The sequence below is a fragment of the Streptomyces sp. NPDC051183 genome, assembly GCF_040682455.1.
In the GTDB taxonomy this organism is placed as follows: domain Bacteria; phylum Actinomycetota; class Actinomycetes; order Streptomycetales; family Streptomycetaceae; genus Streptomyces.
Window position 1 is genome coordinate 127,830 of the sequence record NZ_JBFBBA010000018.1, and the last position, 21,401, is coordinate 149,230.

The 21,401-nt window shown below is 72.6% G+C and carries 18 protein-coding genes and 1 pseudogene; 12 read left to right on the forward strand and 7 right to left on the reverse strand.

The genetic code is table 11. The features are described from left to right. Positions 1-17: 17 nt before the first annotated feature. From AB0M99_RS18120 to AB0M99_RS18140, 5 genes are read left to right on the forward strand one after another with little or no spacing between them, the layout of a single operon-like run. A complete protein-coding gene (locus AB0M99_RS18120; RefSeq protein WP_365921463.1) occupies positions 18-1,043 on the forward strand; it encodes an amidohydrolase family protein in 1,026 nt (341 codons plus the stop codon). A gap of 16 nt (positions 1,044-1,059) precedes the next feature. Next, on the forward strand, positions 1,060-1,749 hold the full coding sequence (gene ligK / locus AB0M99_RS18125; RefSeq protein ID WP_365921465.1) for a 4-carboxy-4-hydroxy-2-oxoadipate aldolase/oxaloacetate decarboxylase: 690 nt from the start codon (positions 1,060-1,062) through the stop codon (positions 1,747-1,749). Positions 1,750-1,751: 2 nt separating this feature from the next. Continuing rightward, positions 1,752-2,672 carry an amidohydrolase family protein gene (locus AB0M99_RS18130; protein ID WP_365921515.1) on the forward strand — a complete coding sequence of 307 codons (921 nt, stop codon included), beginning with the start codon at positions 1,752-1,754 and terminating at the stop codon, positions 2,670-2,672. 41 nt (positions 2,673-2,713) lie between these two features. Next, entirely contained in the window at positions 2,714-4,024 is a 1,311-nt protein-coding gene (gene ligA, locus AB0M99_RS18135) for a protocatechuate 4,5-dioxygenase subunit alpha (protein WP_365921467.1), read from the forward strand. Position 4,025: 1 nt separating this feature from the next. Continuing rightward, positions 4,026-4,988, forward strand: coding sequence for a Gfo/Idh/MocA family oxidoreductase (locus AB0M99_RS18140; RefSeq protein ID WP_365921469.1), 963 nt, complete (start codon positions 4,026-4,028; stop codon positions 4,986-4,988). A gap of 63 nt (positions 4,989-5,051) precedes the next feature. Here the strand turns inward: AB0M99_RS18140 and AB0M99_RS18145 are convergent, their stop codons facing one another. From AB0M99_RS18145 to AB0M99_RS18160, 4 genes and pseudogenes are all read right to left on the reverse strand, one after another. After that, a complete protein-coding gene (locus AB0M99_RS18145; RefSeq protein WP_365921516.1) occupies positions 5,052-5,513 on the reverse strand; it encodes a MaoC family dehydratase in 462 nt (153 codons plus the stop codon). 30 nt (positions 5,514-5,543) lie between these two features. Further along, a pseudogene (locus tag AB0M99_RS18150) lies at positions 5,544-7,067 on the reverse strand (long-chain fatty acid--CoA ligase); the annotation flags it as partial. A gap of 11 nt (positions 7,068-7,078) precedes the next feature. After that, positions 7,079-7,987 (reverse strand): amidohydrolase family protein, encoded by a 909-nt coding sequence (locus AB0M99_RS18155; protein ID WP_365921471.1) that lies wholly within the window; start codon positions 7,985-7,987, stop codon positions 7,079-7,081. Position 7,988: 1 nt separating this feature from the next. After that, complete coding sequence (locus AB0M99_RS18160; protein ID WP_365921473.1) at positions 7,989-8,900, reverse strand: SDR family NAD(P)-dependent oxidoreductase; 912 nt, start codon at positions 8,898-8,900, stop codon at positions 7,989-7,991. Between the two features lie 207 nt (positions 8,901-9,107). Between AB0M99_RS18160 and AB0M99_RS18165 the strand changes: the two genes are divergently transcribed. Next, complete coding sequence (locus AB0M99_RS18165) at positions 9,108-9,521, forward strand: MarR family transcriptional regulator (protein ID WP_365921475.1); 414 nt, start codon at positions 9,108-9,110, stop codon at positions 9,519-9,521. 27 nt (positions 9,522-9,548) lie between these two features. Here the strand turns inward: AB0M99_RS18165 and AB0M99_RS18170 are convergent, their stop codons facing one another. Continuing rightward, positions 9,549-10,259, reverse strand: a complete 711-nt coding sequence (locus tag AB0M99_RS18170) for a TetR/AcrR family transcriptional regulator (protein WP_365921477.1) — start codon at positions 10,257-10,259, stop codon at positions 9,549-9,551. A 94-nt stretch (positions 10,260-10,353) separates the two neighbouring features. Here AB0M99_RS18170 and AB0M99_RS18175 point away from each other — a divergent pair, with 94 nt between their 5' ends. Continuing rightward, positions 10,354-11,988 carry an amidohydrolase gene (locus tag AB0M99_RS18175; RefSeq protein WP_365921479.1) on the forward strand — a complete coding sequence of 545 codons (1,635 nt, stop codon included), beginning with the start codon at positions 10,354-10,356 and terminating at the stop codon, positions 11,986-11,988. Here AB0M99_RS18175 and AB0M99_RS18180 read toward each other — a convergent pair. Then, positions 11,955-13,070 (reverse strand): LacI family DNA-binding transcriptional regulator, encoded by a 1,116-nt coding sequence (locus AB0M99_RS18180; RefSeq protein ID WP_365921481.1) that lies wholly within the window; start codon positions 13,068-13,070, stop codon positions 11,955-11,957. The genes AB0M99_RS18175 and AB0M99_RS18180 overlap by 34 nt on opposite strands. 131 nt (positions 13,071-13,201) lie before the next feature. On the opposite strand from AB0M99_RS18180, the gene AB0M99_RS18185 reads away from it, so the two are divergent. The 5 genes from AB0M99_RS18185 to AB0M99_RS18205 are packed head-to-tail and all read left to right on the forward strand — an operon-like array spanning position 13,202 to position 18,504. Further along, entirely contained in the window at positions 13,202-14,836 is a 1,635-nt protein-coding gene (locus AB0M99_RS18185; RefSeq protein ID WP_365921483.1) for an ABC transporter substrate-binding protein, read from the forward strand. Beyond that, complete coding sequence (locus AB0M99_RS18190; protein ID WP_365921485.1) at positions 14,833-15,786, forward strand: ABC transporter permease; 954 nt, start codon at positions 14,833-14,835, stop codon at positions 15,784-15,786. The genes AB0M99_RS18185 and AB0M99_RS18190 overlap by 4 nt, the downstream gene beginning before the upstream one ends. Beyond that, positions 15,783-16,661 carry an ABC transporter permease gene (locus AB0M99_RS18195; protein WP_365921487.1) on the forward strand — a complete coding sequence of 293 codons (879 nt, stop codon included), beginning with the start codon at positions 15,783-15,785 and terminating at the stop codon, positions 16,659-16,661. The genes AB0M99_RS18190 and AB0M99_RS18195 overlap by 4 nt, the downstream gene beginning before the upstream one ends. A 5-nt stretch (positions 16,662-16,666) precedes the next feature. After that, positions 16,667-17,686, forward strand: coding sequence for an ABC transporter ATP-binding protein (locus tag AB0M99_RS18200; protein WP_365921489.1), 1,020 nt, complete (start codon positions 16,667-16,669; stop codon positions 17,684-17,686). After that, positions 17,683-18,504 carry an ATP-binding cassette domain-containing protein gene (locus tag AB0M99_RS18205; RefSeq protein WP_365921491.1) on the forward strand — a complete coding sequence of 274 codons (822 nt, stop codon included), beginning with the start codon at positions 17,683-17,685 and terminating at the stop codon, positions 18,502-18,504. Before AB0M99_RS18200 ends, AB0M99_RS18205 begins: the two co-directional genes overlap by 4 nt. 63 nt (positions 18,505-18,567) lie before the next feature. Here AB0M99_RS18205 and AB0M99_RS18210 read toward each other — a convergent pair whose 3' ends face one another. Next, complete coding sequence (locus AB0M99_RS18210; protein WP_365921493.1) at positions 18,568-21,120, reverse strand: discoidin domain-containing protein; 2,553 nt, start codon at positions 21,118-21,120, stop codon at positions 18,568-18,570. Positions 21,121-21,401 lie beyond the last annotated feature (281 nt).

Genomic DNA, 21,401 nt, shown 5'->3' on the forward strand with positions numbered 1-21,401 from the left:
CCCCCAGGAGACAACCCATGATCATCGACTGTCACGGTCACTTCACCACGGCGCCGCCCCAGCTGGCCCGGTGGCGTGACCGGCAGGTCGCGGCGGTCGGCTCCCCCGCCGACGCGCCCGGTCCCGAGGACCTCGTCATCACCGACGACGAACTCCGCGAGGCCATCGAGGGCAACCAGCTGCGCCTCATGGACGAGCGGGGCACCGACCTCACGGTCTTCTCCCCGCGGGCCAGCTTCATGGCCCACCACATCGGCGACTTCCGGGTCTCGTCGACGTGGGCACGGATCTGCAACGACCTGGTCCACCGCGTCAGCACGCTCTACCCCGGCCGCTTCGCGATGGGCGCCATGCTGCCGCAGTCACCGGGCGTCGACCCGGCCACCTGCCTGCCCGAGCTGCGCCGCGCGGTCGAGGAACTCGGTGCGGTGACGGTCAACCTCAATCCCGACCCGTCGGGCGGTGATTGGACCGCGCCGCCGCTGACGGACCGCAGCTGGTACCCGCTGTACGAGGCGATGGCCGAGTACGACATCCCCGCGATGATCCACGTCAGCACCTCCTGCAACCCGGCCTTCCACACCACGGGCGCCCACTACCTGAACGCGGACACCACGGCGTTCATGCAGCTGGTCCAGGGCGATCTGTTCGCCGACTTCCCGTCGCTGCGGTTCGTGATCCCCCACGGCGGTGGCGCGGTGCCCTACCACTGGGGCCGGTTCCGCGGTCTGGCGATGGCTCTGGGCCGGCCGGACCCCGAAACGCTGCTGGACAACGTCCTCTTCGACACCTGCGTGTACCACCAGCCCGGCATCGACCTGCTCACGCGGGTCGTCCCCAGCCGGTCCGTGCTGTTCGCCAGCGAGATGATCGGCGCCGTCCGCGACGTCGACCCGCGCACCGGCCACCACTTCGACGACACGAAGCGGTACGTCGAGGCCACCGCGAACCTCACCGACGAGGAACGGGCCGCCGTCTACAGCGGCAACGCCCTGCGCGCCTACCCCCGACTCGCCGCCCGGCTCACCGCCGCCGGCCACTGACGCAGGAGAAGGACACATGGAACACACCCGGCTCGGTGTCGTCCGCACCGCCATCACCCGCGCCGACCCGAAGGACGTCGCCGCACTGTCGGCGTTCGGCGTCGCGACCGTCCACGAGGCGATGGGCCGGGTGGGTCTGATGCGCCCGTACCTGCGCCCCGTCTACACCCGGGCCCGGCTCTGCGGCACTGCGGTGACCGTGCTGCTGCAGCCCGGGGACAACTGGATGCTCCACGTCGCCGCCGAGCAGATCGAGGAGGGCGACGTGGTGGTCGCGGCCTGCACGACGGAGAGCGAGGACGGGTTCTTCGGCGAACTGCTGGCCACCTCGTTCCGCGCCCGTGGCGGCCGGGGCCTGGTCATCGACGGAGGAGTGCGCGACGTGGCCGACCTGGAGGAGATGGACTTCCCGGTCTTCGCCCGGGCGGTCAACGCCAAGGGCACGGTCAAGGCCACCCTCGGTTCGGTCAACATACCGGTGGTCTGCGCCAACGCCCTGGTCAGGCCGGGCGATGTCGTCGTGGCGGACCGCGACGGCGTCGTGGTGGTGCCGCGCGAGCGGGCCGCCGAGGTCGCCGGGGCGGCTGCCCGGCGCGAGGCGGCCGAGGAGGGCAAGCGGGTGCGGTTCCGCGCGGGCGAGCTCGGCCTGGACATGTACGGCATGCGCGGCCCGCTGGCCGGGCTCGGCCTTCGCTACGAGGACTGATGATGACGACGAGCTTCGAGAAGACCCCCGGCTGGCTGGACTGGTACGCCGACCCGAGCCGGCCGCGGTTCCGATTGCCCGAGGGGGCCGTCGACGCGCACTGCCACGTGTTCGGCCCGGGGGCGGTGTTCCCGTTCGCGCCCGAACGGAAGTACACCCCCTGCGACGCGTCCAAGGACCAGCTCTTCGCGCTGCGCGACCGCCTGGGCCTCACCCGCAGCGTCGTGGTCCAGGCGACCTGCCACGGCGCCGACAACAGCGCCATGACCGATGCCCTGCGGGCCTCGGGGGGCCTGGCCCGGGGCGTGGCGACGGTACGGCCGGGGGTCTCGGACGCCGAGCTGCGGGAGCTGCACGAGGCCGGGGTGCGCGGTGTGCGGTTCAACTTCGTCAAGCGGCTCGTCGACGCGGCGCCGCCGCAGGACCTGCGGGACGTCGTCGAGCGGATCGCCCCGTACGGGTGGCACGTCGTCGTCTACTTCGAGGCGGCCGACCTCGCCGGCCTGCGCGAGTTCCTGCTGTCGATGCCGGTTCCGCTGGTCGTCGACCACATGGGCCGGCCCGATGTCGCCAAGGACCCGTACGGCCCGGAGTTCGGGGCCTTCCTGGACTTCGTGCGGGCCAGGCCGGACATCTGGTGCAAGGTGACCTGCCCGGAGCGGCTGTCCGTGAGCGGCCCGCCGGCCCTCGACGGCGAGCGGTCGGCGTACCGCGACGTCGTCCCGTTCGCCCGCCGCGTGGTCGAGGAGTTCCCCGACCGGGTGCTGTGGGGCACGGACTGGCCGCACCCCAACCTCGCCGGCCACATGCCCGACGACGGTCTGCTCGTCGACTTCATCCCGGGCATCGCGCCGACGCCGGAGCTGCAGCAGCGGCTCCTCGTCGACAACCCGATGCGCCTGTACTGGCCGGAAGCCCGCTGACCGTCCCACCAGCTGATCCGTCTCACGATCGGAGTCCGACCTTGTCACTGGACAAGACCTACAAACTGGTGCCGGGGACCACCGTCTTCGACGCCGAGCAGTCCGCCAGGGGCTACCACCTCAACCAGTTCTGCATGTCGCTGATGACGGCGGAGAACCGCGAGCGCTACCTCGCCGACGAGCGTGCCTACCTGGACGCGTGGCCGCTGCGGGAGGAGCAGAAGCGGGCGCTGCTCGACCGTGACCTCAACGCCGCGATGGACGAGGGCGGCAACATCTACTTCCTCGCCAAGTGGGGCGCGACGCTGGGGTTCTCCTTCCAGCAGATGGCCGGCTCGATGACCGGGATGACCGAGGAGGAGTACCGCGCGATGATGGCCGGCGGCGGCCGCTCCGTCGAGGGCAACCGCATCGATCACGCGGTCCTGGAGGCGGCGCACGCCGATCCGGCGCCCCCGGCCGAACACGCCGTGATCACCGGCGCGGTCTTCACCTCGCACGTGCCGGCGATCGGCGCGGCGATGGACCACGACAAGACCGGGGAGCCCTATTGGAGGCCGGTCTTCGAGGGGTACGAGTTCTCCAGGGAATGGGAGAAGGAGAACCTCCCGGATGTGATCCTCCTGGTCTACAACGACCACGCGTCCGCGTTCGACCTGTCCTTGATCCCGACGTTCGTGCTCGGCACCGGCGCGGCCTATGCCACCGCCGACGAGGGGTACGGCCCCCGCCCGGTCCCCGGCATCGAGGGCGATCCCGACCTGGCCGCGCACATCGCGCACTCGCTCATCAGGGACGACTTCGACCTCACCCTCGCCAACGAGATGACCGTCGACCACGGCCTGACCGTCCCGCTGTCGCTGATGTTCGGGAACGTCGAGAAGTGGCCGTGCAAGGTGATCCCCTTCCACGTCAACGTGGTGCAGTACCCGGTGCCCTCGGGCGCCCGGTGCTTCGGGCTCGGCCGGGCACTGCGCAAGGCGGTCGAGTCGTACGACAGGCCGCTCAAGGTCCAGGTGTGGGGCACCGGTGGCATGAGCCACCAGTTGCAGGGCCCGCGCGCCGGGCTCATCAACCGCAAGTGGGACCAGGCCTTCCTCGACCGGCTGGTCGAGGATCCGGTCGGACTGTCACAGGTGCCGCACCTGGAGTACGTCGAGGAAGCCGGCTCGGAAGGCATCGAGCTGGTCATGTGGCTGATCGCCCGCGGGGCGATGGGCGACGTCGACGGGTCCGGACGGGTCGAGGTCAAGCACCGCTTCTACCACGTGCCGGCGTCCAACACCGCCGTCGGCCACCTGATCCTCGAAAACCACCCCCGGGCCCAGGAGCCCGCCGAAGGAGTCAACTGACATGACCTACGACCGAACCCTCCGGGTCGCCCTGGCCGGCGGCGGTGCCTTCGGCGCCAAGCACGCGGCCGCGCTCAAGCGGATCGATGGCGTCGAGGTGTCCGCCGTAGTGAGCAGCACCCTCGAAAGCGCCGAGAAGTTCGCCGCCGAGCAGGGGGTCGGCCGCGCCGTGGCGTCCCTCGACGAGGTGCTGGCGATGGACGACGTCGACGCCGTCGTCCTCGCCACCCCCACCCCCATGCACGCCGCGCAGACGCTGGCCTGCCTCGACGCGGGCAAGCACGTCCAGGTCGAGATCCCCCTGGCCTCCTCCCTCGCCGACGCCGAGGCGTGCCTGGAGGCGCAGCAGCGCACCGGGCTGGTCGCCATGGTGGGCCACACCCGGCGCTTCAACCCGAGCCATCAGTGGGTGCGTCGGCAGATCCGGGACGGCGCGTACAACATCCAGCAGATGGACGTGCAGACGTACTTCTTCCGCCGCACGAACCTCAACGCGCTGGGTGCGCCGCGCTCGTGGACCGACCACCTCCTGTGGCACCACGCGGCTCACACCGTCGATCTCTTCGCCTACCAGACCGGCTCGCCCATCGTGCAGGCCAACGCCGTCCAGGGCCCGATCCACCCCGAGCTGGGCATCGCGATGGACATGTCGGTCCAGCTGCGCGCGGCGAACGGCGCCATCTGCACCCTGTCGCTGTCGTTCAACAACGACGGTCCGCTCGGCACGTTCTTCCGCTACATCGGCGACACCGGCACCTACATCGCCCGCTACGACGACCTGGTCACCGGCAAGGACGAGCCGATCGACGTCAGCGGGGTCGACGTCTCGATGGACGGCATCGAGCTGCAGGACCGCGAGTTCGTCGCCGCCATCCGCGAGGGCCGCGAGCCGAACGCCTCCATCGCCCAGGTCCTGCCCTGCTACCGGACGCTGGCGGCCCTGGAGGAGCAGCTCGCGGGCTGAACAGCACGAAGCGGGCGGGGCCGTCGTGGCCCCGCCCGCTTCGTGCTCCCGGCCCGGGGCCGGTCAGGCGTAGTGGCGGTAGACGGCCTCGGCGACGCAGGCCGGCTTGTCGCTGCCCTCGACCTCGACGGTGAAGGTGACCGGCATCTGCACGCCGTTGCCCTTGACCTCCTCCACCGTGCCGACGGCTCCGTGGAGACGGATCCTCGCTCCGACGCGGACGGGGCTGGGGAAACGGACCTTGTCCAGGCCGTAGTTGACGCTCATCCTGGTGCCGGTGATGCCGAGCAGCTCGCCGAAGAGCGGGATGATCAGCGAGAGGGTGAGGTAGCCGTGGGCGATGGGGCCGCCGAAGGGCCCCTCCTCGGCCTTCTCCGGGTCGGTGTGGATCCACTGGTGGTCGTCGGTGGCGTCGGCGAAGGTGTTCACCCGGTCCTGGGTGATCTCCAGCCACTCGGTGCGGCCGAGGTCGGCTCCGCTGAGGGAGGTGAGTGCGTCGAGGCCGTCGGCGATGGCGATGGGCACGGGGAAGCCTTTCGATGGGGCGGGAGCGGTGGCGAAGGAGTCGCGTACGGCGGACTTGAGGATCTTTCCGGAGGCCGTGCGGGGCAGGCCGCCCGTGACGACGACGGACTTGGGGATCTTGTACTTGGCGAGCCTGCCCCGGAGGTGGCCGAGGATGTCGTCCTCGCCGGCGCGGGCCTCGGGCCTGAGGACGACGACGGCGCGGCCGACCTCTCCCCAGACCGGGTCGGGGATGCCGACGACCGCGCATTCGGCGACGTCGGGGTGGTCGAGGAGGACGTCCTCGACCTCGGCCGGGTAGACGTTCTCGCCGCCTGAGACGTACATGTCCTTGACCCGGTCGACGATGTAGGCGTAGCCGTCGGCGTCGGTCCGGGCGATGTCGCCGGTGCGCAGCCAGTCGCCGTCGGTGAAGGCGGCCGCGGTGTCCTCGGGCCGGTTCCAGTAGCCGGTCATGACGTGGGGGCCCTGGACGAGGACCTCGCCGCGTTCGCCGGGCGCGGTGTCGCCGCCGTCGGGCCGGACGATGCGGGTGTCGGTGAAGAAGTGCGGGACGCCGGCGGAGCCGGCCTTGACCGCCGCCTGCTCCCGGTCGAGGAAGAGGACGCCGGGGGACGCCTCCGTCATGCCGTAGCCCTGGCTGAAGGCGAGGCCGCGGTCGATGTACGCGGCGATGGTGCGGGCCGGGACCGGCGCGCCGCCGCAGTTGAGGGTGCGCAGGCTGGAGAGGTCGGTGCTCGCCCAGCGCGGCCGGGCGGCCATGGCGTCGTACATCGTGGGGACGCCGAACAGGTACGTGACGCGCAGGCGCTCGACGGTGTCGAGGACCAGGTCGGCGTCGAAGGCGGAGAGCAGGACCACCCGGCCGCCCTTGAGGAGGGTGGGCAGGCAGGTCATGTTGAGGGCACCGGTGTGGAACAGCGGGGCCACGGCCAGGGTGACCTCGTCCGCGGCGAGGTCGGTGTCGACGAGGACGTTGACGCTGTTCCAGACGATGTTGCCGTGGGAGAGGACGGCACCCTTGGGGCGGCCCGTGGTCCCGGAGGTGTACATGATCATGCACGGGTCCTCGGGGCGCACGGCCACGTCCAGGGGCTCGTCCGTGGCGCCGGCCGGGAGCTCCTCGTACGCGAGGGCGCCGTCGCCCGGTCCCTCGGGCCCTTCGAGTGCGATCCGGTGGCGCACCCCGGCCTCGTCGGCGGCGGCGCGTGCGGCCTCGGCCTGCCCGGGGGCGTGGACGAGGACGACGCTGCCCGAGTCGGAGAGGTTGTACGCCAGCTCCGGGGCGGCCAGCCGGGTGTTGAGCGGGACGAAGACCGCGCCGAGCGCTCCGGCGGCGAACAGGGTCTCCAGGAAGGCGGGGTGGTTGGGGCCCAGGTAGGCGATCCGGTCGCCGCTCGCCACGCCCAGGGCGCGCAGGCCGTGGGCGAGCCGCAGGACGCGCCGGTGGAGCTCCCGGTAGGTCAGGGTGAGCTCCCCGTGGACGACGGCGGTCCGGTCGGGTGTCTTGCGGGCCCGGCGCGCCGGCCAGGAGCCGATGCCTTGGTTCAGCACGAGCGTTTCCTTCAGTCGGTGGACAGGCCGAGCAGGCGGGCGGCGTTCTCCTTGAGGATCTTCGGCCGGACCTCGGGCTTGATGTCGAGCGCAGCGAAGTCGGCGAGCCACCGGTCGGGGGTGATGACCGGATAGTCGGAGCCGAACAGGACCTTGTCCTGGAGCAGGGTGTTGGCGTAGCGCACGAGCTGCGGCGGGAAGTACTTCGGCGACCAGCCGGACAGGTCGATGTGGACGTGCGGCTTGTGGGTCGCGACCGCGAGCGCCTCGTCCTGCCAGGGGAAGGAGGGATGTGCGAGGACGATCCTCAGCTCGGGGAAGTCGACGGCGACGTCGTCGACCGCCATCGGGTTCGAGTACTTCAGCCGGATGCCGCCGCCGCCCGGGACGCCGGCGCCGATCCCGGTCTGGCCGGTGTGGAAGAGGGCCGGTACGCCGAGTTCCTCGATGGCCTCGTACAGCGGGTAGGCGAGGCGGTCGTCCGGGGAGAAGGCCTGGATGCTGGGGTGGAACTTGAACCCGCGCACCCCGTGCTCCTCGACCAGGCGCCGGGCCTCGCGGACCCCCGCGCGGCCCTTGTGCGGGTCGACGCTGGCGAACGGGATCAGGACGTCGGCGTGGGCGGCGCAGCTCTCGGCTATCTCCTCGTTGGAGATCCGCGGGTGGCCGGTGGCGTGTTCGGCGTCGACGGTGAAGACGACGGCCGCCATGCGGCGTTCGCGGTAGTGCGCGGCCATCTCGTCGATGGTGGGCTGCCGGTGGCCGTGGGCCTTGAAGTAGGCCTCGGAGGCGCCGAACAGCTCGGGGCTGAGGGCCCCGTGGCCGTCCTTGGAGACCTCGGCGTGGGTGTGCATGTCGATGGCGGTCAGCGCGTCGAGGTCGAGCGCGAGCCCGCGGGGGCGGTCGGGGCGGTCGGCCATCTCACGCCTCCGGGGCCTGGGGCGCGGGGATTCCGTAGGTCTCGGGCTCGGCTCCGACGCCGCCCGGCCACGCGGCGGCGATCGCGTCGCCGCTCCAGCCTCCGTCGGCGAAGGCGACCGCCTTCTCCTTCGGGTGGGCCCACAGGGCCAGCCGGTCGCCACCGATGCCGATGGCCTGCCCGGTCACCGCGTCGGAGGCGTCCGAGGCCAGGAAGGTGATCAGGCCGGCGACGTCCTCGACGGTGCCGAGGCCCTCGTCCTTGCGCAGCCAGTCCGGCAGCGGTCCGCCGGTGCGCTCGGACTCCTCGATGACCGGGGCGAACGCCGGGATGGTCCTGGTCATCTCGGTGGCGGCGACGGGAACGACGGCGTTGACGGTGATGCCGGCGCGGCCCAGCTCCATGGCCCAGGTGCGGGCCATGGCGACGATGCCTGCCTTGGCGGCGGCGTAGTTGGTCTGGCCGAAGTTGCCGCGCTGGCCGGCGGGCGAGGAGATCAGGACGAGCCGGCCGCCGGTGCCCTGTTCGCGCATGCGGACGGCGGCGGCGCGGGCGCAGGTGAACGTGCCGCGCAGGTGGACCCGTACGACGTCGTCGAAGTCCTCGTCGGTCATCTTCCACAGGACCCGGTCGCGCAGGATGCCGGCGTTGGTGACGAGCACGTCCAGGCGCCCGAACGCCTCGACCGCCGCGTCCACGAGCCGCTGGGCGGCTTCGCTGTCGCCCACGGCGGCGGCGACGCCGGCCGCCCTGCCTCCCCGGGAGGTGATGGAGGCGACGGCGGCAGCCACCGTGTCCTCGTCGATGTCGTTGACGACGACCGCAGCACCCGCGGCGGCGAGGGCCTGAGCGTATGCGAGTCCGAGGCCGCGTCCGCTGCCGGTGACGACGGCGACCTTGCCCTGAAGATCCATGAGAGGTGCCTCTCGAAAGTGAGGGGAGGGGAATTGCCGAAAGCGCCGGCCGAGCCGGGATCGACAGGAATCCTGATGAACGCAGTCTGAGCAATCAGCAGGATTCCTGTCAATGCCCTAGGGTGGGACGGCCGCCGTGCCCCGGTGACACGGCACCGGGAGCGGTACGGGCCGCCCCGCGCGGGCCGTCACGACGGGAGGATGAACGTGAGCACGTCACTGCTCTACCTGGTCAAGAGAACGGAACTGGTGGTGCGCGCCCGCCTGGAGGAGCTGCTCAAGCCCGCCGGGGTCACGGCGTTGCAGTACACCGCCCTGACGGTGCTGGAGCGGCACGACGGCATCTCCGCGGCGCAGCTCGCCCGCGACTCCTTCGTCACCGCCCAGTCGATGGCCGACATGGTCCGCGCACTGGAGGGCCGCGGCCTGATCCGCCGCGAGCCCAATCCGGCCAACCGCCGCGAACGCCTCATCCTCCTCGCCGACCCCGGGCGGCGACTGCTCGCCGAGTACGCCGAACCGGCCCGCCGCATCGAGGAACGCATGACCGCCGGCATGAGCCGCGAGCAGACCGACGCGTTGCGGGTGGCGCTGAACGAGGCCTGGCGGGCCCTGTCCTGACCCGGCGCCCCCGCGGGGCGCTACGGCTCAGGCCTGGGCCGCAGCCGGGCGGAGCGCCGCCATCGCGCTGAGCATCAGTTCCAGGGCGAAGGGGTAGCCGCTGTCGCGCATGTCGGCGGCGAGCAGCGGGAAGGCCGCTGCGATGTTCGGGTGGGTGTCGGCCGACAGCCTGCCGTAGACCGAGTTCCAGACGGCCTCGTCCGCCTCCCGGGCCGCCTTCGGCAGCGCGAGCGCGGCGGCGTCCTGGGCGGCGAAGGCCAGGGCCTGGTCGACGAAGGCGTGGTAGGCGCGGACGGCGAAGGGGTCCGGGAAGCCCGCCGAGCGCAGGATGCCGAGGATCCGCTCGACGGCCCGGGTCTCGTGGAGGCGTCCCGTCGTACGGTACGCGCCGAGGACGGCCGCCTGCGGGTGGGACAGGTAGCAGGCGTGGATCCGCAGACCCATCGAGCGCAGGTCCTCCCGCCAGTCCCCGGTCGCCCGCCAGCCCTCCTGCGCCCTGCCGATCAGTTCGTCCGCGAGGGCGAGCAGGAGGGCGTCGGTGTTGTGGAAGTAGCGGTAGAGCGCGCTCGGGTCGGCGCCGAGTGCGGCGCCGAGCCTCCGTACGGAGAGCGCTTCGGCGCCGTGCTGGGCGACCAGCCGCAGCGCCGTCTCGACGATGAGCTGCTCCGAGAGGACGGCGCCCTGCTTGGTGGGCCTGCGGCGCTGGCGCCCGCCTTCGGGGATGACACGTTCGGACATGGCCGGGACCTTACGTCAACACCATTGACGTGTAAACGGGCTTACGGCTTCCATGGCGCCCATCCCCCGTCGCCTCACGCTCTGGAGCTTTCGAATGGCCAAGGCCGATCTGGTCTTCACCCGCGGCCCCGTCTTCACGGTGGATCCGGCCCGCACCCGGGCGACCTCGCTCGCCGTCATCGGCGACAGGATCGCGGCCGTCGGCCACGACGAGGTGCGCGAACTCGTGGGGCCCGGTACCGAGGTGGTCGACCTGACGGGGAAGCTGCTGCTCCCCGGCTTCCAGGACGCCCACATGCACCCGGTCTTCGCCGGGGTGGAACTGGCCGAGTGCGATCTGACCGAGACCATCGGCGTGGACGACTACCTGGCCCGGATCCGCGCCTACGCCGACGCGCACCCCGACCGCGAGTGGATCACCGGTGGCGGCTGGTCGATGGAGAGCTTCGAGGGGGGACTGCCGACCCGGCAGCTGCTCGACTCCGTCGTCCCGGACCGCCCGGTCCTCCTGTCCAACCGCGACCACCACGGCGCCTGGGCCAACACCCGGGCACTCGAACTCGCCGGGATCACCGCCGCCACCCCCGACCCCGCCGACGGCCGGATCGAGCGCGAGCCGGACGGCACTCCCAGCGGCATGCTCCAGGAGGGCGCCACCTCGCTGGTCGGCCGGCTGCTGCCGGCCAGCACGCCGGCGGAACTCCTCGCCGGGCTGCTGCGGGCCCAGAAGCTGCTCCACTCCCTCGGCATCACGGGGTGGCAGGACGCGATGCTCGGGGAGCTGGGCGGCCGGCCGGATCCCTCGGACGCGTACGTGACCGCGGCGGCGGACGGCTCGCTCACGGCCCGGGTGACCGGGGCGCTCTGGTGGGACCGGGCGCGGGGCGCCGAGCAGATACCCGAACTGGTCGCCCGGCGCGAGAAGCTGCGGGCCGGACGGTTCCGCGCGACCTCGGTGAAGATCATGCAGGACGGTGTCGCGGAGAACTTCACCGCCGCCATGACCTCCCCCTATCTGGACGGCTGCGGCTGCGCCACCGCCAACACCGGTCTGAGTTTCGTCGAACCGGGGGCGCTACGCGGATACGTCACGGAGCTCGACGCCCTCGGCTTCCAGGTGCACTTCCACGCCCTCGGCGACCGGGCCGTGCGCGAGGCCCTCGACGCGATCGAGTCGGCGGTGGCGGCCAACGGACACCGCGGCAACCGCCACCACCTGGCCCATCTCCAGGTCGTCCACCCCGAGGACCTCACCCGCTTCGCCGCGCTCGGCGCCCTGGCCAACATCCAGCCCCTGTGGGCGGCCCACGAACCCCAGATGGACGACCTGACCATCCCGTTCCTGGGTCCGGAGCGAGCCGCCTGGCAGTACCCGTTCGCCGACCTGGTGCGCGCGGGCGCGACCCTCGTCGCGGGCAGCGACTGGCCGGTGAGCAGCCCCGATCCGCTGGCGGGCCTCCACGTGGCGGTGAACCGCCGGGATCCCGAAGCCGACCACGACCGGATCTTCTACCCCGAGCAGCGGCTCGATCTGCCGACCGCGCTGGCCGCCTACACCGCCGGGGCCGCCCACGTGAACGGCCACGACGACGCGGGCAGCCTGCGGGCCGGCAACCTCGCCGACCTGGTCGTCCTGGACCGCGACATCCTCACGGCGCCCCCGGAGGAGATCGCGGAGGCGAGGGTGGAGCGGACCTACGTCGGCGGCCGGCTCGTCCACTCGGACTGAGCGGACCGGACCGATGACGCCCGTACGTCGAGTCGGGTCGGGACGAGCACCCCCGCCGTCTCACGGTCGCCGTGCTCCAGGACCGCCACCAGGTTCTCGATGCCCGCCTCCGCGATCGCCTCGGGCCGCAGGCTCAGGGTGGTCACGGGCGGCTCGGTGTGTTCGGCGGTGACGTCCTCGCTCACGCAGACGAGGAGCAGGTCGCCGGGGACGTCGTAGCCGAGCCGGCGCGCCGCGTCCAGGACGAGGGGCGGACTCGCCTCGGCCACGACGAGCAGGGCGTCGGGCCGTGCCCGGTCGGCCGCCCGGCCGTCCACCCGGCCGTCCGCCGGGTCGCCCGCGAGGGCGGTCTCGACGGCGCGGATGACGGGACCGTTGCCCGGCGCCGTGACGCGTACGACCCGTTCCGGCAGGCCGTGCTCCGCGCACCACGCGCGGTGCGCGGCGAACACCTCGGTGTGGAAGCGGGTGGTGCTGTCCGGCACCAGGAGGACGGGTCGGCGGGCGCCCTGCTCGCGGACGTGGTCGAGGGCCTCGCGAACGGCGGCGCCGGCGTCCACGTCCACCCAGTACGCCCCGGGCCGCCCCTCGACGGAGCGGTCGCTGAACACGGGGATGCGGGCGGCGAGGAGGTCCTCGACGATCGGGTCGTCGGCCACGGGGTCGGCGACGACCACCGCGTCGAGCGAGAGGTCGGCCCACTCGCTCTGCAGGGACCCGGCGGGCAGCAGCACCACGGCGTAGCCGCGTCGCAGCGACGTCGCCGCGGTGGCCGCGGTCAGCCGGGCGAAGTACGGCGACTCCAGGAAGGTCCAGGGGGCGTCGGCGAACTCACCGACCACGTATCCGATCAGTCTGGCCCGTCCCGCCCGCAGCCGGCGCGCGGTGGCGTTGGGCCGGTAGCCCATTCTGCGCGCGGTCTCGCGGGCCTTCTCCCGGACTTCGGGAGAGAGCCTCCCGGTGCCGTTCAGTGCCGCCGAGACGGTCGTCTTGGAGAGGCCCGCCTCGCGGGCCACGTCGACGAGGCGGACGCGCTGGAGGGGCGGCGAGGGCTGTCCGCCGTGCGGTGAGGCTTCGGTCATGCGACTGATGCTGCCACCCTCGTGACCTTTGCAAAACCGTTCCCGCACGGCCTTGTGCGGGAACGTTCCCGCATCAATACTCGCTCCATCCCCCAGCGCCCGTCACTACACCCGTAAAGGGGTGGGTCTGCATGCGCATGTCCCGAGCCATCGCGTTTCTCCTCTGTACCGCCGCCCTCGCGGCCGCCACCAGCGCCTGTTCCGGCGCCACCACGCCCGAGACCGCCGACGGCGCGGACTTCAAGGTCGCTCCGCTCTCGCCCCCCGCCGAGGGCCCCCTGGACTCCTTCACCTGGTCGCTGTACGCCGAGCCCTACACGCTCGACTACGCCCTCGCGTACGACTACCCGCCGAACACGGTGCTCGCCAACGTGTGCGAGCAGCTCATGCGGGTCACGCCCGACATGAGGATCGAGCCCGGCCTCGCGGTGAAGTACGACCGCCCCGACCCGCTCACGCTGGTCTACACCCTGCGCCCCGGGGTGAAGTTCCACGACGGCACGACCATGACCGCCGACGACGTGGTCGCCTCCCTCCAGCGCCAGATGGACCCGGCGACCGGCTCCCCCTGGGGTTCGGCGTTCAAGAACGTCGGCGCCGTGGAGAGGACCGGACCGCTGGAGGTGACGCTGCGGCTCACCAAGCCCGACGTCCTGCTCCACGAGCTGATGGCCGCCTCCCCCGGCACCATCGAGAGCGCCGCCACCCTCGCCAAGGCCGGCAAGGACTACGGCACTCCCGCGGGCAAGGTCAACTGCACCGGTCCGTACTCCCTCGACACCTGGTCCCAGGGCTCCGAGATCACCCTGAAGAAGCACGACGCGTACTGGGACCCCCAGCTCGCCCCCAAGTCCGCCGCCGTGAAGTTCACCTTCGTCGAGGACGTGGCGGCGCGCACCAACGCCTTCCTGTCCGGCACCGCCGACGGCGGATACATGGTGGCCCCAGCCACGGTCGGACAGCTGCGCTCCGGCGGCAAGGGCAGCGTCCTCTTCGGTCCCAACACCGCCGCCTCGAACCTCGCCGTGCTCGACTTCGGCGGGCCGCTCGGCGACGAGAAGGTACGCAGGGCCCTCTCCCTGGCACTCGACCGGAAGAACATCATCAAGGCCGCGGCCGGCGGCATCGGCGTCCCCGCCAAGGCCCCTGCGGCGCGCGGCGCGTGGGCACTCGCCCCGGAGAAGACCGCCGCGCTCTACGACACCCTGCCCGAGCCCGTTCACGACACCGCCGCCGCGAAGAAGCTCGTACAGGAGGCCGGTGCCGCCGGCCGCAAGATCACCCTGGTCACCAGCACGCTCGCCCCCGAGATCAGCGTCGTCGCCAACGCCGTGCAGGCCGCCGGCCGGGAGATCGGCCTGGACGTCGAGCTGAAGCCGGTGCCCCCGGAGGCGTACAGCAGCATCTTCGTCGACCCGAACGCACGCGCCGGCCTGGACCTGGTCATCACCAACGGGTACGACAACACGCCCGACCCGCTGGAGTTCTACCAGTACCTGCGCACCGGCGACTTCGGGAACTACGGCAACTGGTCGAACGCCGAGTACGACGCCGCCTTCGACCGGGCCAACGCCGAACCCGACGCCGGCAAGCGCGCGGAACTGACCGCGGAACTCCAGAGGATCGCGATGCGCGAGCTGCCGATCATCCCCCTCTACGAGGCGCCCTACCTGGTCTTCCTCGGCAAGCGCGTCACCGGCGCCCCGACCGGGATCGCCCAGCTGTACTACCCGTGGGCCGCGACGATCGGGGCCGCGGCGAAATGACGCGCTACCTCATCGGACGCATCCTCGGCCTGGTGGCGGTGCTGTTCGTGACCTCCCTCGTGGTCTTCGGCAGCGTCCACCTGGCCCCCGGCGACCCGGTGTCGTTCCTGCTCCGCGGCCGCCCGGCGACTCCCGGGGCCGTGGCCGCCCTGCGCTCCCAGTACCACCTGGACGACCCGCTGGCCGTGCAGTACGCGAAGTGGCTCGGCGGCGTCCTCCGGGGCGACTTCGGCAGCTCCGCCCAGTTCCACCAGGACGTCTCCGCCCTCATCGGCTCCCGGCTGCCCGGCACGGCCATGCTCGTCGGGTACGCGGCGCTGCTCGTCGCCCTCATCGGCGTGGCGGCCGGGATCCTCGCCGCGCTGCGGCCCGGGCCGCTGGACCGGGCGGTGCTCCTCGGCAGCGGCGTCGCCACCGCCACCCCGTCCTTCGTGACCGCGATCGCGCTCGTGTCCCTGTTCGCCGTCCGTCTGGGCTGGTTCCCCGGCCCCGGCGGCACGCCCGACGGATTCTCCGAACGGCTGTACCACCTGACCCTGCCGGCCTTCGCCCTGGCGCTGACGTTCGCGGGCCTGCTCGCCAGGGTGACCCGCTCGGCGATGCTCGACGAACTCGGCCGGGAGCACGTCGAAGTGGCACGCGCACGCGGCGTCCCGGGACGGACCGTGGTCCGCCGGCACGTCCTGCGCAACGCGCTCGGCCCGGTCGTCACCGTCGGCGGCACGATGCTCGCCGGACTCCTCATCAGCACCTCCATCGTCGAGACCGCCTTCGACGTGCCCGGCCTCGGCTCCCTGCTCGTGCAGTCGGTCACCGCCAAGGACTTCGCCGTCGTGCAGGCGATCACCCTGCTCAGCGTGGGCGCCTTCGTCCTCGTCAACCTCGCGGTGGACCTGCTCGCACCCCTCATCGACCCCCGGCTGTCGCTCCACGGGGAAGGCTCCTCATGACCGTCACCGCACCTCCGGAGCCCGCCGTCCTGCGCCGCAGGGCGGGGCTGCGCCCGCTGCGCCTCTTCGCCCAGGGGCCGTTGTTCACCGCTTCGGTCGCGGTGCTCGCCGCCCTCCTGCTGATCGCCGTGCTCGCCCCCGTCCTCGCGCCGTACGACCCCGAGGCCCTCGACCTCTCGGCGAGCCTGGCCGGGACCACCGGCGAGCACCTGCTCGGCACCGACCAGTCGGGGCGGGACGTCCTGTCGCGGCTGATGTACGGGGCCCGCACCGGGCTGCTCGGCCCGCTGCTCGTCGTCGGCGTCTCCACCCTGCTCGGCACCCTGCTCGGCGTGGTGGCCGCCTGGCGCGGCGGTTGGGCGGACTCCGTCCTGTCCCGCTCGATGGACATGGTCTTCGCGATCCCCGGACTCCTGCTCGCGATCCTGCTCGTCTCCGTCGTCGGCCCGGGGATGACCGCGCCCGTGATCGCGATGGCGGTGGCCTACACCCCGTACGTGGGCCGGCTGGTGCGCGGCATCGCGCGCCAGGAGAAGGCCCGCCCGTACATCGAGTCCTACCGGGTGCAGGGCTGGTCCGGCTGGAACGTCTGCCTGCGCCATCTGCTGCCCAACATCGCCCCCACCGTCTTCGCCCAGTCCGCGATGAACTTCGGGTACGCGCTGATGGACCTGGCGGCGCTCTCCTACCTCGGCTTCGGCGTGCAGCCGCCGACCGCCGACTGGGGCGCCATGATCAACGAAGGCCAGTCGGCCGTCCAGCAGGGGGCGATGCTGCCCGCCCTCGCGCCTTCCGCGTGCATCGTGCTCGCCGTGGTGGCGTTCGGCATCGTCGGCGAGGGCCTCGCCGACCGGATCGCGAGGCGGAAGCGGTGAACCGCATGAAGGAACAGCAGGGACAGACGGACGCGACTGCGGTCCCGGCCGGCGACGGGCGTCCGGTCCTGGAGATCGACGGGCTCGGCATCCGGCTGCCCGACGACCGGGCCGGGCGGCCGATCCTGGACGGGGTCGGCCTGCACGTACGCCGCGGGGAGAGCGTCGGCCTCGTCGGCGAGTCCGGCTCCGGGAAGTCGGTGGCGTGCCGCAGCGTCCTCGGGCTGCTGCCCGCGGGCGCACGCACCAGTGGCGAGGTCCGGGTCGCCGGCCGGGACGTGCTCACCATGGGCCGTGCGGAGCTCGCCGAGCTGCGGGCCCGGCAGGTCGCCATGGTCTTCCAGGACCCGCGCGCCTCCGTGAACCCGCTGCGCCGGGTCGGCGACTTCCTCACCGAAGGGCTGCGCGCGGCCGGAACTCCGGCAGCCACGGCGCAGGCCCGTGCCCTCGAACTCCTCGACGCGGTCGGCATCCGGGACCCGCGCGGCGCCCTGCGCCGCCGTCCCCACGAGTTCTCCGGCGGCATGCTCCAGCGGGTGGTCATCGCCGCGGCGCTCGCGGCCGAACCCGCGCTGATCGTCGCCGACGAGCCGACCACCGCCCTGGACGTCACGACCCAGGCGGAGATCGTCCAACTCCTCGCCCGGCTGCGGGCCGAGCGCGGCACGGGCCTGCTCTTCGTGACCCACGACCTCGAACTGGCCGCCACCGTCTGCGACCGGGTGTACGTGATGTACGCGGGCCGGATCGTGGAGACGCGCGGCACCGACGAGCTGTTCGACCGGCCCCGGCACCCGTACACCGCGGGCCTGCTCGCCTGCACGCCGGGCATCGAGGCGGGTGCGCCCGCGCCCCGCCCCATTCCCGGGCGTCCCGTCTCCCTGGCCGAGGCGCCGCCGGGCTGCGCCTTCGCCGCGCGCTGCGCCCACGCGGTGGCGCGCTGCTCCGACGAGAAGCCCGTACTCACCCGGCACGGCGACGGACTCGCCGCCTGCCACCGCGCCGACGAAGGGATCACGCTGTGACCGCCTCAGCGAGGGAGGTACCGGTCGTAGAGGGACCGGTCGTAGAGGGACTGGTCGTGGAGGGCCTGCGGAAGCGGTACGGGGACCACACGGCGGTCGACGGCGTGTCCTTCTCGCTGGCGCCCGGGGCCTGCCTCGCGATCGTCGGCGAGTCCGGCAGCGGCAAGACCACCACGGTCCGGATGCTCGTCGGCCTGGAGCGCCCGGACGGCGGGACCGTCCGCCTGGACGGCCGGGACCGCTCCACGCGGCCCCGGCGGCGGGCGGAGCGGCTGGCCAGGGCCCGGGAGATCCAGATGGTCTTCCAGGACCCGTACCTCTCGCTCGATCCCCGGGTGACCGTCTCCGGATGCCTGGACGAGGTGCTGCGCCTCCACACGGATCTCGACGCGGCCGGCCGCGGCACCCGGGTCGCCCGGCTCCTGGACCAGGTCGGCCTCGGCACGCGCGAGGCCGCCGCCCTCCCCCGCGACCTCTCGGGCGGCCAGCGCCAGCGCGTGGCCATCGCCCGGGCCCTCGCCGTGGAGCCCCGGGTCCTCGTCCTCGACGAAGCCGTCGCCGCGCTCGACGTGTCGATCCAGGCGCAGATCCTCGAACTCCTCGGTCGGATCCGCCGCGCATCGGGGATCGGCTACCTGTTCGTCACGCACGACCTGGCGGTGGTCCGCCACATCGCCGACGAGGTCCTCGTGCTCAAGTCCGGTCACGTCGTGGAGACGGGCCCGGCCGCGCGGGTCCTGGAGGCCCCGGAACACCCGTACACCCGGCTCCTCCTGGACTCGGTCCCCCGGCGCAGGCGGTCCCCCGCGGGCCACTGACCACGATCACGCGGCCCGCGGGGCCGGGCGCCCTGCCGGGGGGCGGACGCCGCTGCCGTGCCGTCAGGAGACGGTGATGAACCGGGCGGTGCTCGGCACCCCCTGTGGGTCCAGGGCGAAGAGCATGTAGGTGCCCGGCAGGACCACGCCCTTGTCGGCCGGGATCGCCACCGTGTAGGTGCCGTTCCCCGCGGCCGTGGACACCAGCGGGATCCGCCGCTGGTCGTTGTCGGTGGAGTGGGTCGCGGCCGCGGCCCGCATCAGGACGAAGGAGGCCACCGACCCCTGGGCGTCGACGGTGAGCGAGGTGCCGGCCGCGGCCCGGGGCGGCACGCCGCCGGTGATGACGGGACGCGGCTTGGGCGAGCCGTCCGCGTTGAGCAGGTACGGCGGCGTGAACACGGCCCCGTCGGCGTGGTTGGTCGCGCAGTCGCCGCACAGGCCGCCGCCGCCGGAGAAGATCCGCCCGTCGGGCAGCAGGTTCGCCACGCTGTGGTAGTTGCGCGGGACGGCCATGGTGGCGAGCGGGGTGAAGCTCCCGGTCGCCGGGTCCCACAGCTCGGGGGTCAGCACGGACGTGGCGTCGCTGAACGGCACGGGGTTCGCCTGCCCGCCGAACACGGCGACCTTGCCGTCGGGCAGGACGACGCTGTTGCCGAAGGCGCGGGCGTGGCCCATGTCGCCCGTGCGCGCGGCCCGGACCTGGCTGCCGTCGATGCTCACGGTGTACGCGCGCCGGGTGGCGGGCGTCTTCTCGTACGCGGGCGAGCCGCCCAGGGTGAGCAGTTTGCCGATGTCGTACGCGACGGAGTTGCCGGTCATGGCGTCCTGGCTGTCGGCCCGGGTGCCGGCGGAGGTGATGCTCCCGTTGCCGCCGGTCGTGATCCAGTTCATCTGCTTGCTCGGGCCCAGCTGGAGCACCTTGCCGCCCGAGGTGGCGTGCAGCCACATGTGGTTGTCGGCTCGGTAGGCGCCCGCCGGGTCGGCCGTCAGGGCCGGGGCGGCGGGGACGCCGGGGAGCCGCCGCCAGGTGTTGGTGTCCGGGGACCAGACCTCGCCGGCCTTGTCGCCCGTGGCTCCGCTCCAGGATCCGCCGAGGACGAAGGCCTCGCCGGTGGAGAGCAGGGTCATGGCCTGGTAGCCGCGGGCGGTGTTCATGCTGGTGGTCGCGGACCAGGCATCGGTGGCCGGGTCGTAGATGCTCGCCTTCTCCGCGTTGCTGCCGCCGGTGACCAGGACCCGGCCGTCGGCGAGCATCGCTATGCCCGGGCAGAACATGTCGTGGCCGGTGTTGTCGACGCGGCGCTGGGTGACCCTGCCCGTCTTCAGGTCCAGGATCGCGGTCTGGGTGTAGCCGTTGCTGCCGCCGAAGCGGTCGACCGAGTACGCCGACCAGGCCAGGAGCTTGTCGCCCGGCAGGACGGCGGTGGCCACCGGCACCAGGGGGAAGCCGGTGATCCGGTCCCAGGAGCCGTGGGCGGCCGGGCTGGCCGGTCCGCTCAGGCGTATCTCGGCGGCGGAGGCCCAGGGCCCGCGGTTGCCGGCCTCGCCGGTCACGGTCAGGCGTACGTAGCGGGCGTTCTCGGTGCGGGTGAAGGTGGCGGTCTTGACGGTGTCGTCGTCGCGCCAGGTGCCCGCGGAGACCGGTGCACCGAAGGTGGTGCCGTCGGTGCTCGTGGTGATGGTGTACGCGCCCGCGCGCCCGTTGGGGCCGTCGTTGCGGGGCTGGTAGACCAGGGCGGAGACGGGCGTCGTGCGGTGCATGTCGACGGTGATGCTGTGCGGCAGCGGGGCCGGGGTCCCGGACCACTTGCTGTGCCAGATCGTGGCGGCGTCGCCGTCGAGGGCGTTGGCCGCGCGGCCGTTCTCCCCGGCGGTCTCCTCGTTGCTCGCCGTGGCGGTCCATCCGGTCCGGGGCAGGTCGACGGTGGCGGCCGGGGTTCCGGGGTCGCCGAGGAGGTTGAGCTCCGCGGCGGAGGTCCAGGGGCCGCGGTTTCCGGCCTCGGTGAGGGCGGTGAGCCGGACGAACCGGGCGCCCTGCGGGGCGAATCCGAGGCTCTTGGCGCCGGCATCGTCCGCGAGGGTGCCGGTGGCGACCGGGCTGCCCCAGTTCTGGCCGTCGGCGCTCACGCTGATGCGGTACTCACCGATGCGCCCGTTGGCCCCGCCGGTGCGGGGCTGGTACACGAGCGCCGAGACCACCGTCGTGCGGTGCATGTCGATGGTGATGCTGTGCGGCAGCGGGGCGGGGGTGCCCGTCCACTTGCTGTGCCAGATGGTGGCCGCGTTGCCGTCGAGGACGTTGGCCGCACGGCCGTTCTCGCCGACGGTCTCCTCGTCGCCGGCCGTGGCGGTCCATCCGGTCCGGTCGAGGACGGGAGCCGTCGGCTCCATGGCGTTCGCCGGGGCCACGCCGTGGTGCGGCGACAGGTTCGCCGTCTGCCGGCCGAAGGACCCGGGCGCCGGCCGGGGTGTCGGGCCGTGGCCGCCCGCCCCCGTGCTCGCCACGCCGAGCCAGGGGGTGACCCCGACGAGCAGCGAGCCGAGGGCGAAGGCGATGAGCAGATGGGGGCGGCGTAACGCTCGGGCAAGGGCGCGGATGCCTTTGGGCTGCAATCGGACCTCCTGGGCGAACCGTGAACCGTGAACCGCTTCGGGCCCTCTAGAACATAAGTCAGCACATATCAACTCGACCGCAGTTCAGAGGAGTTGGCGCGATCCAGCGCCGCCGCACGCGAATCCGCCCCCTCCGCCGGACCCGGCGATGGCGCGACTCGCCACCTTCGAGTGGTGTCGCCCACACCCGGTATGCGCGGTTTCCAAGGCGCGCCCGGGAGGCCGCACTTCGATCCCCAGGACGAAACGGGATGCCTGCCTTGAGGCCTCAAGGATGGCCG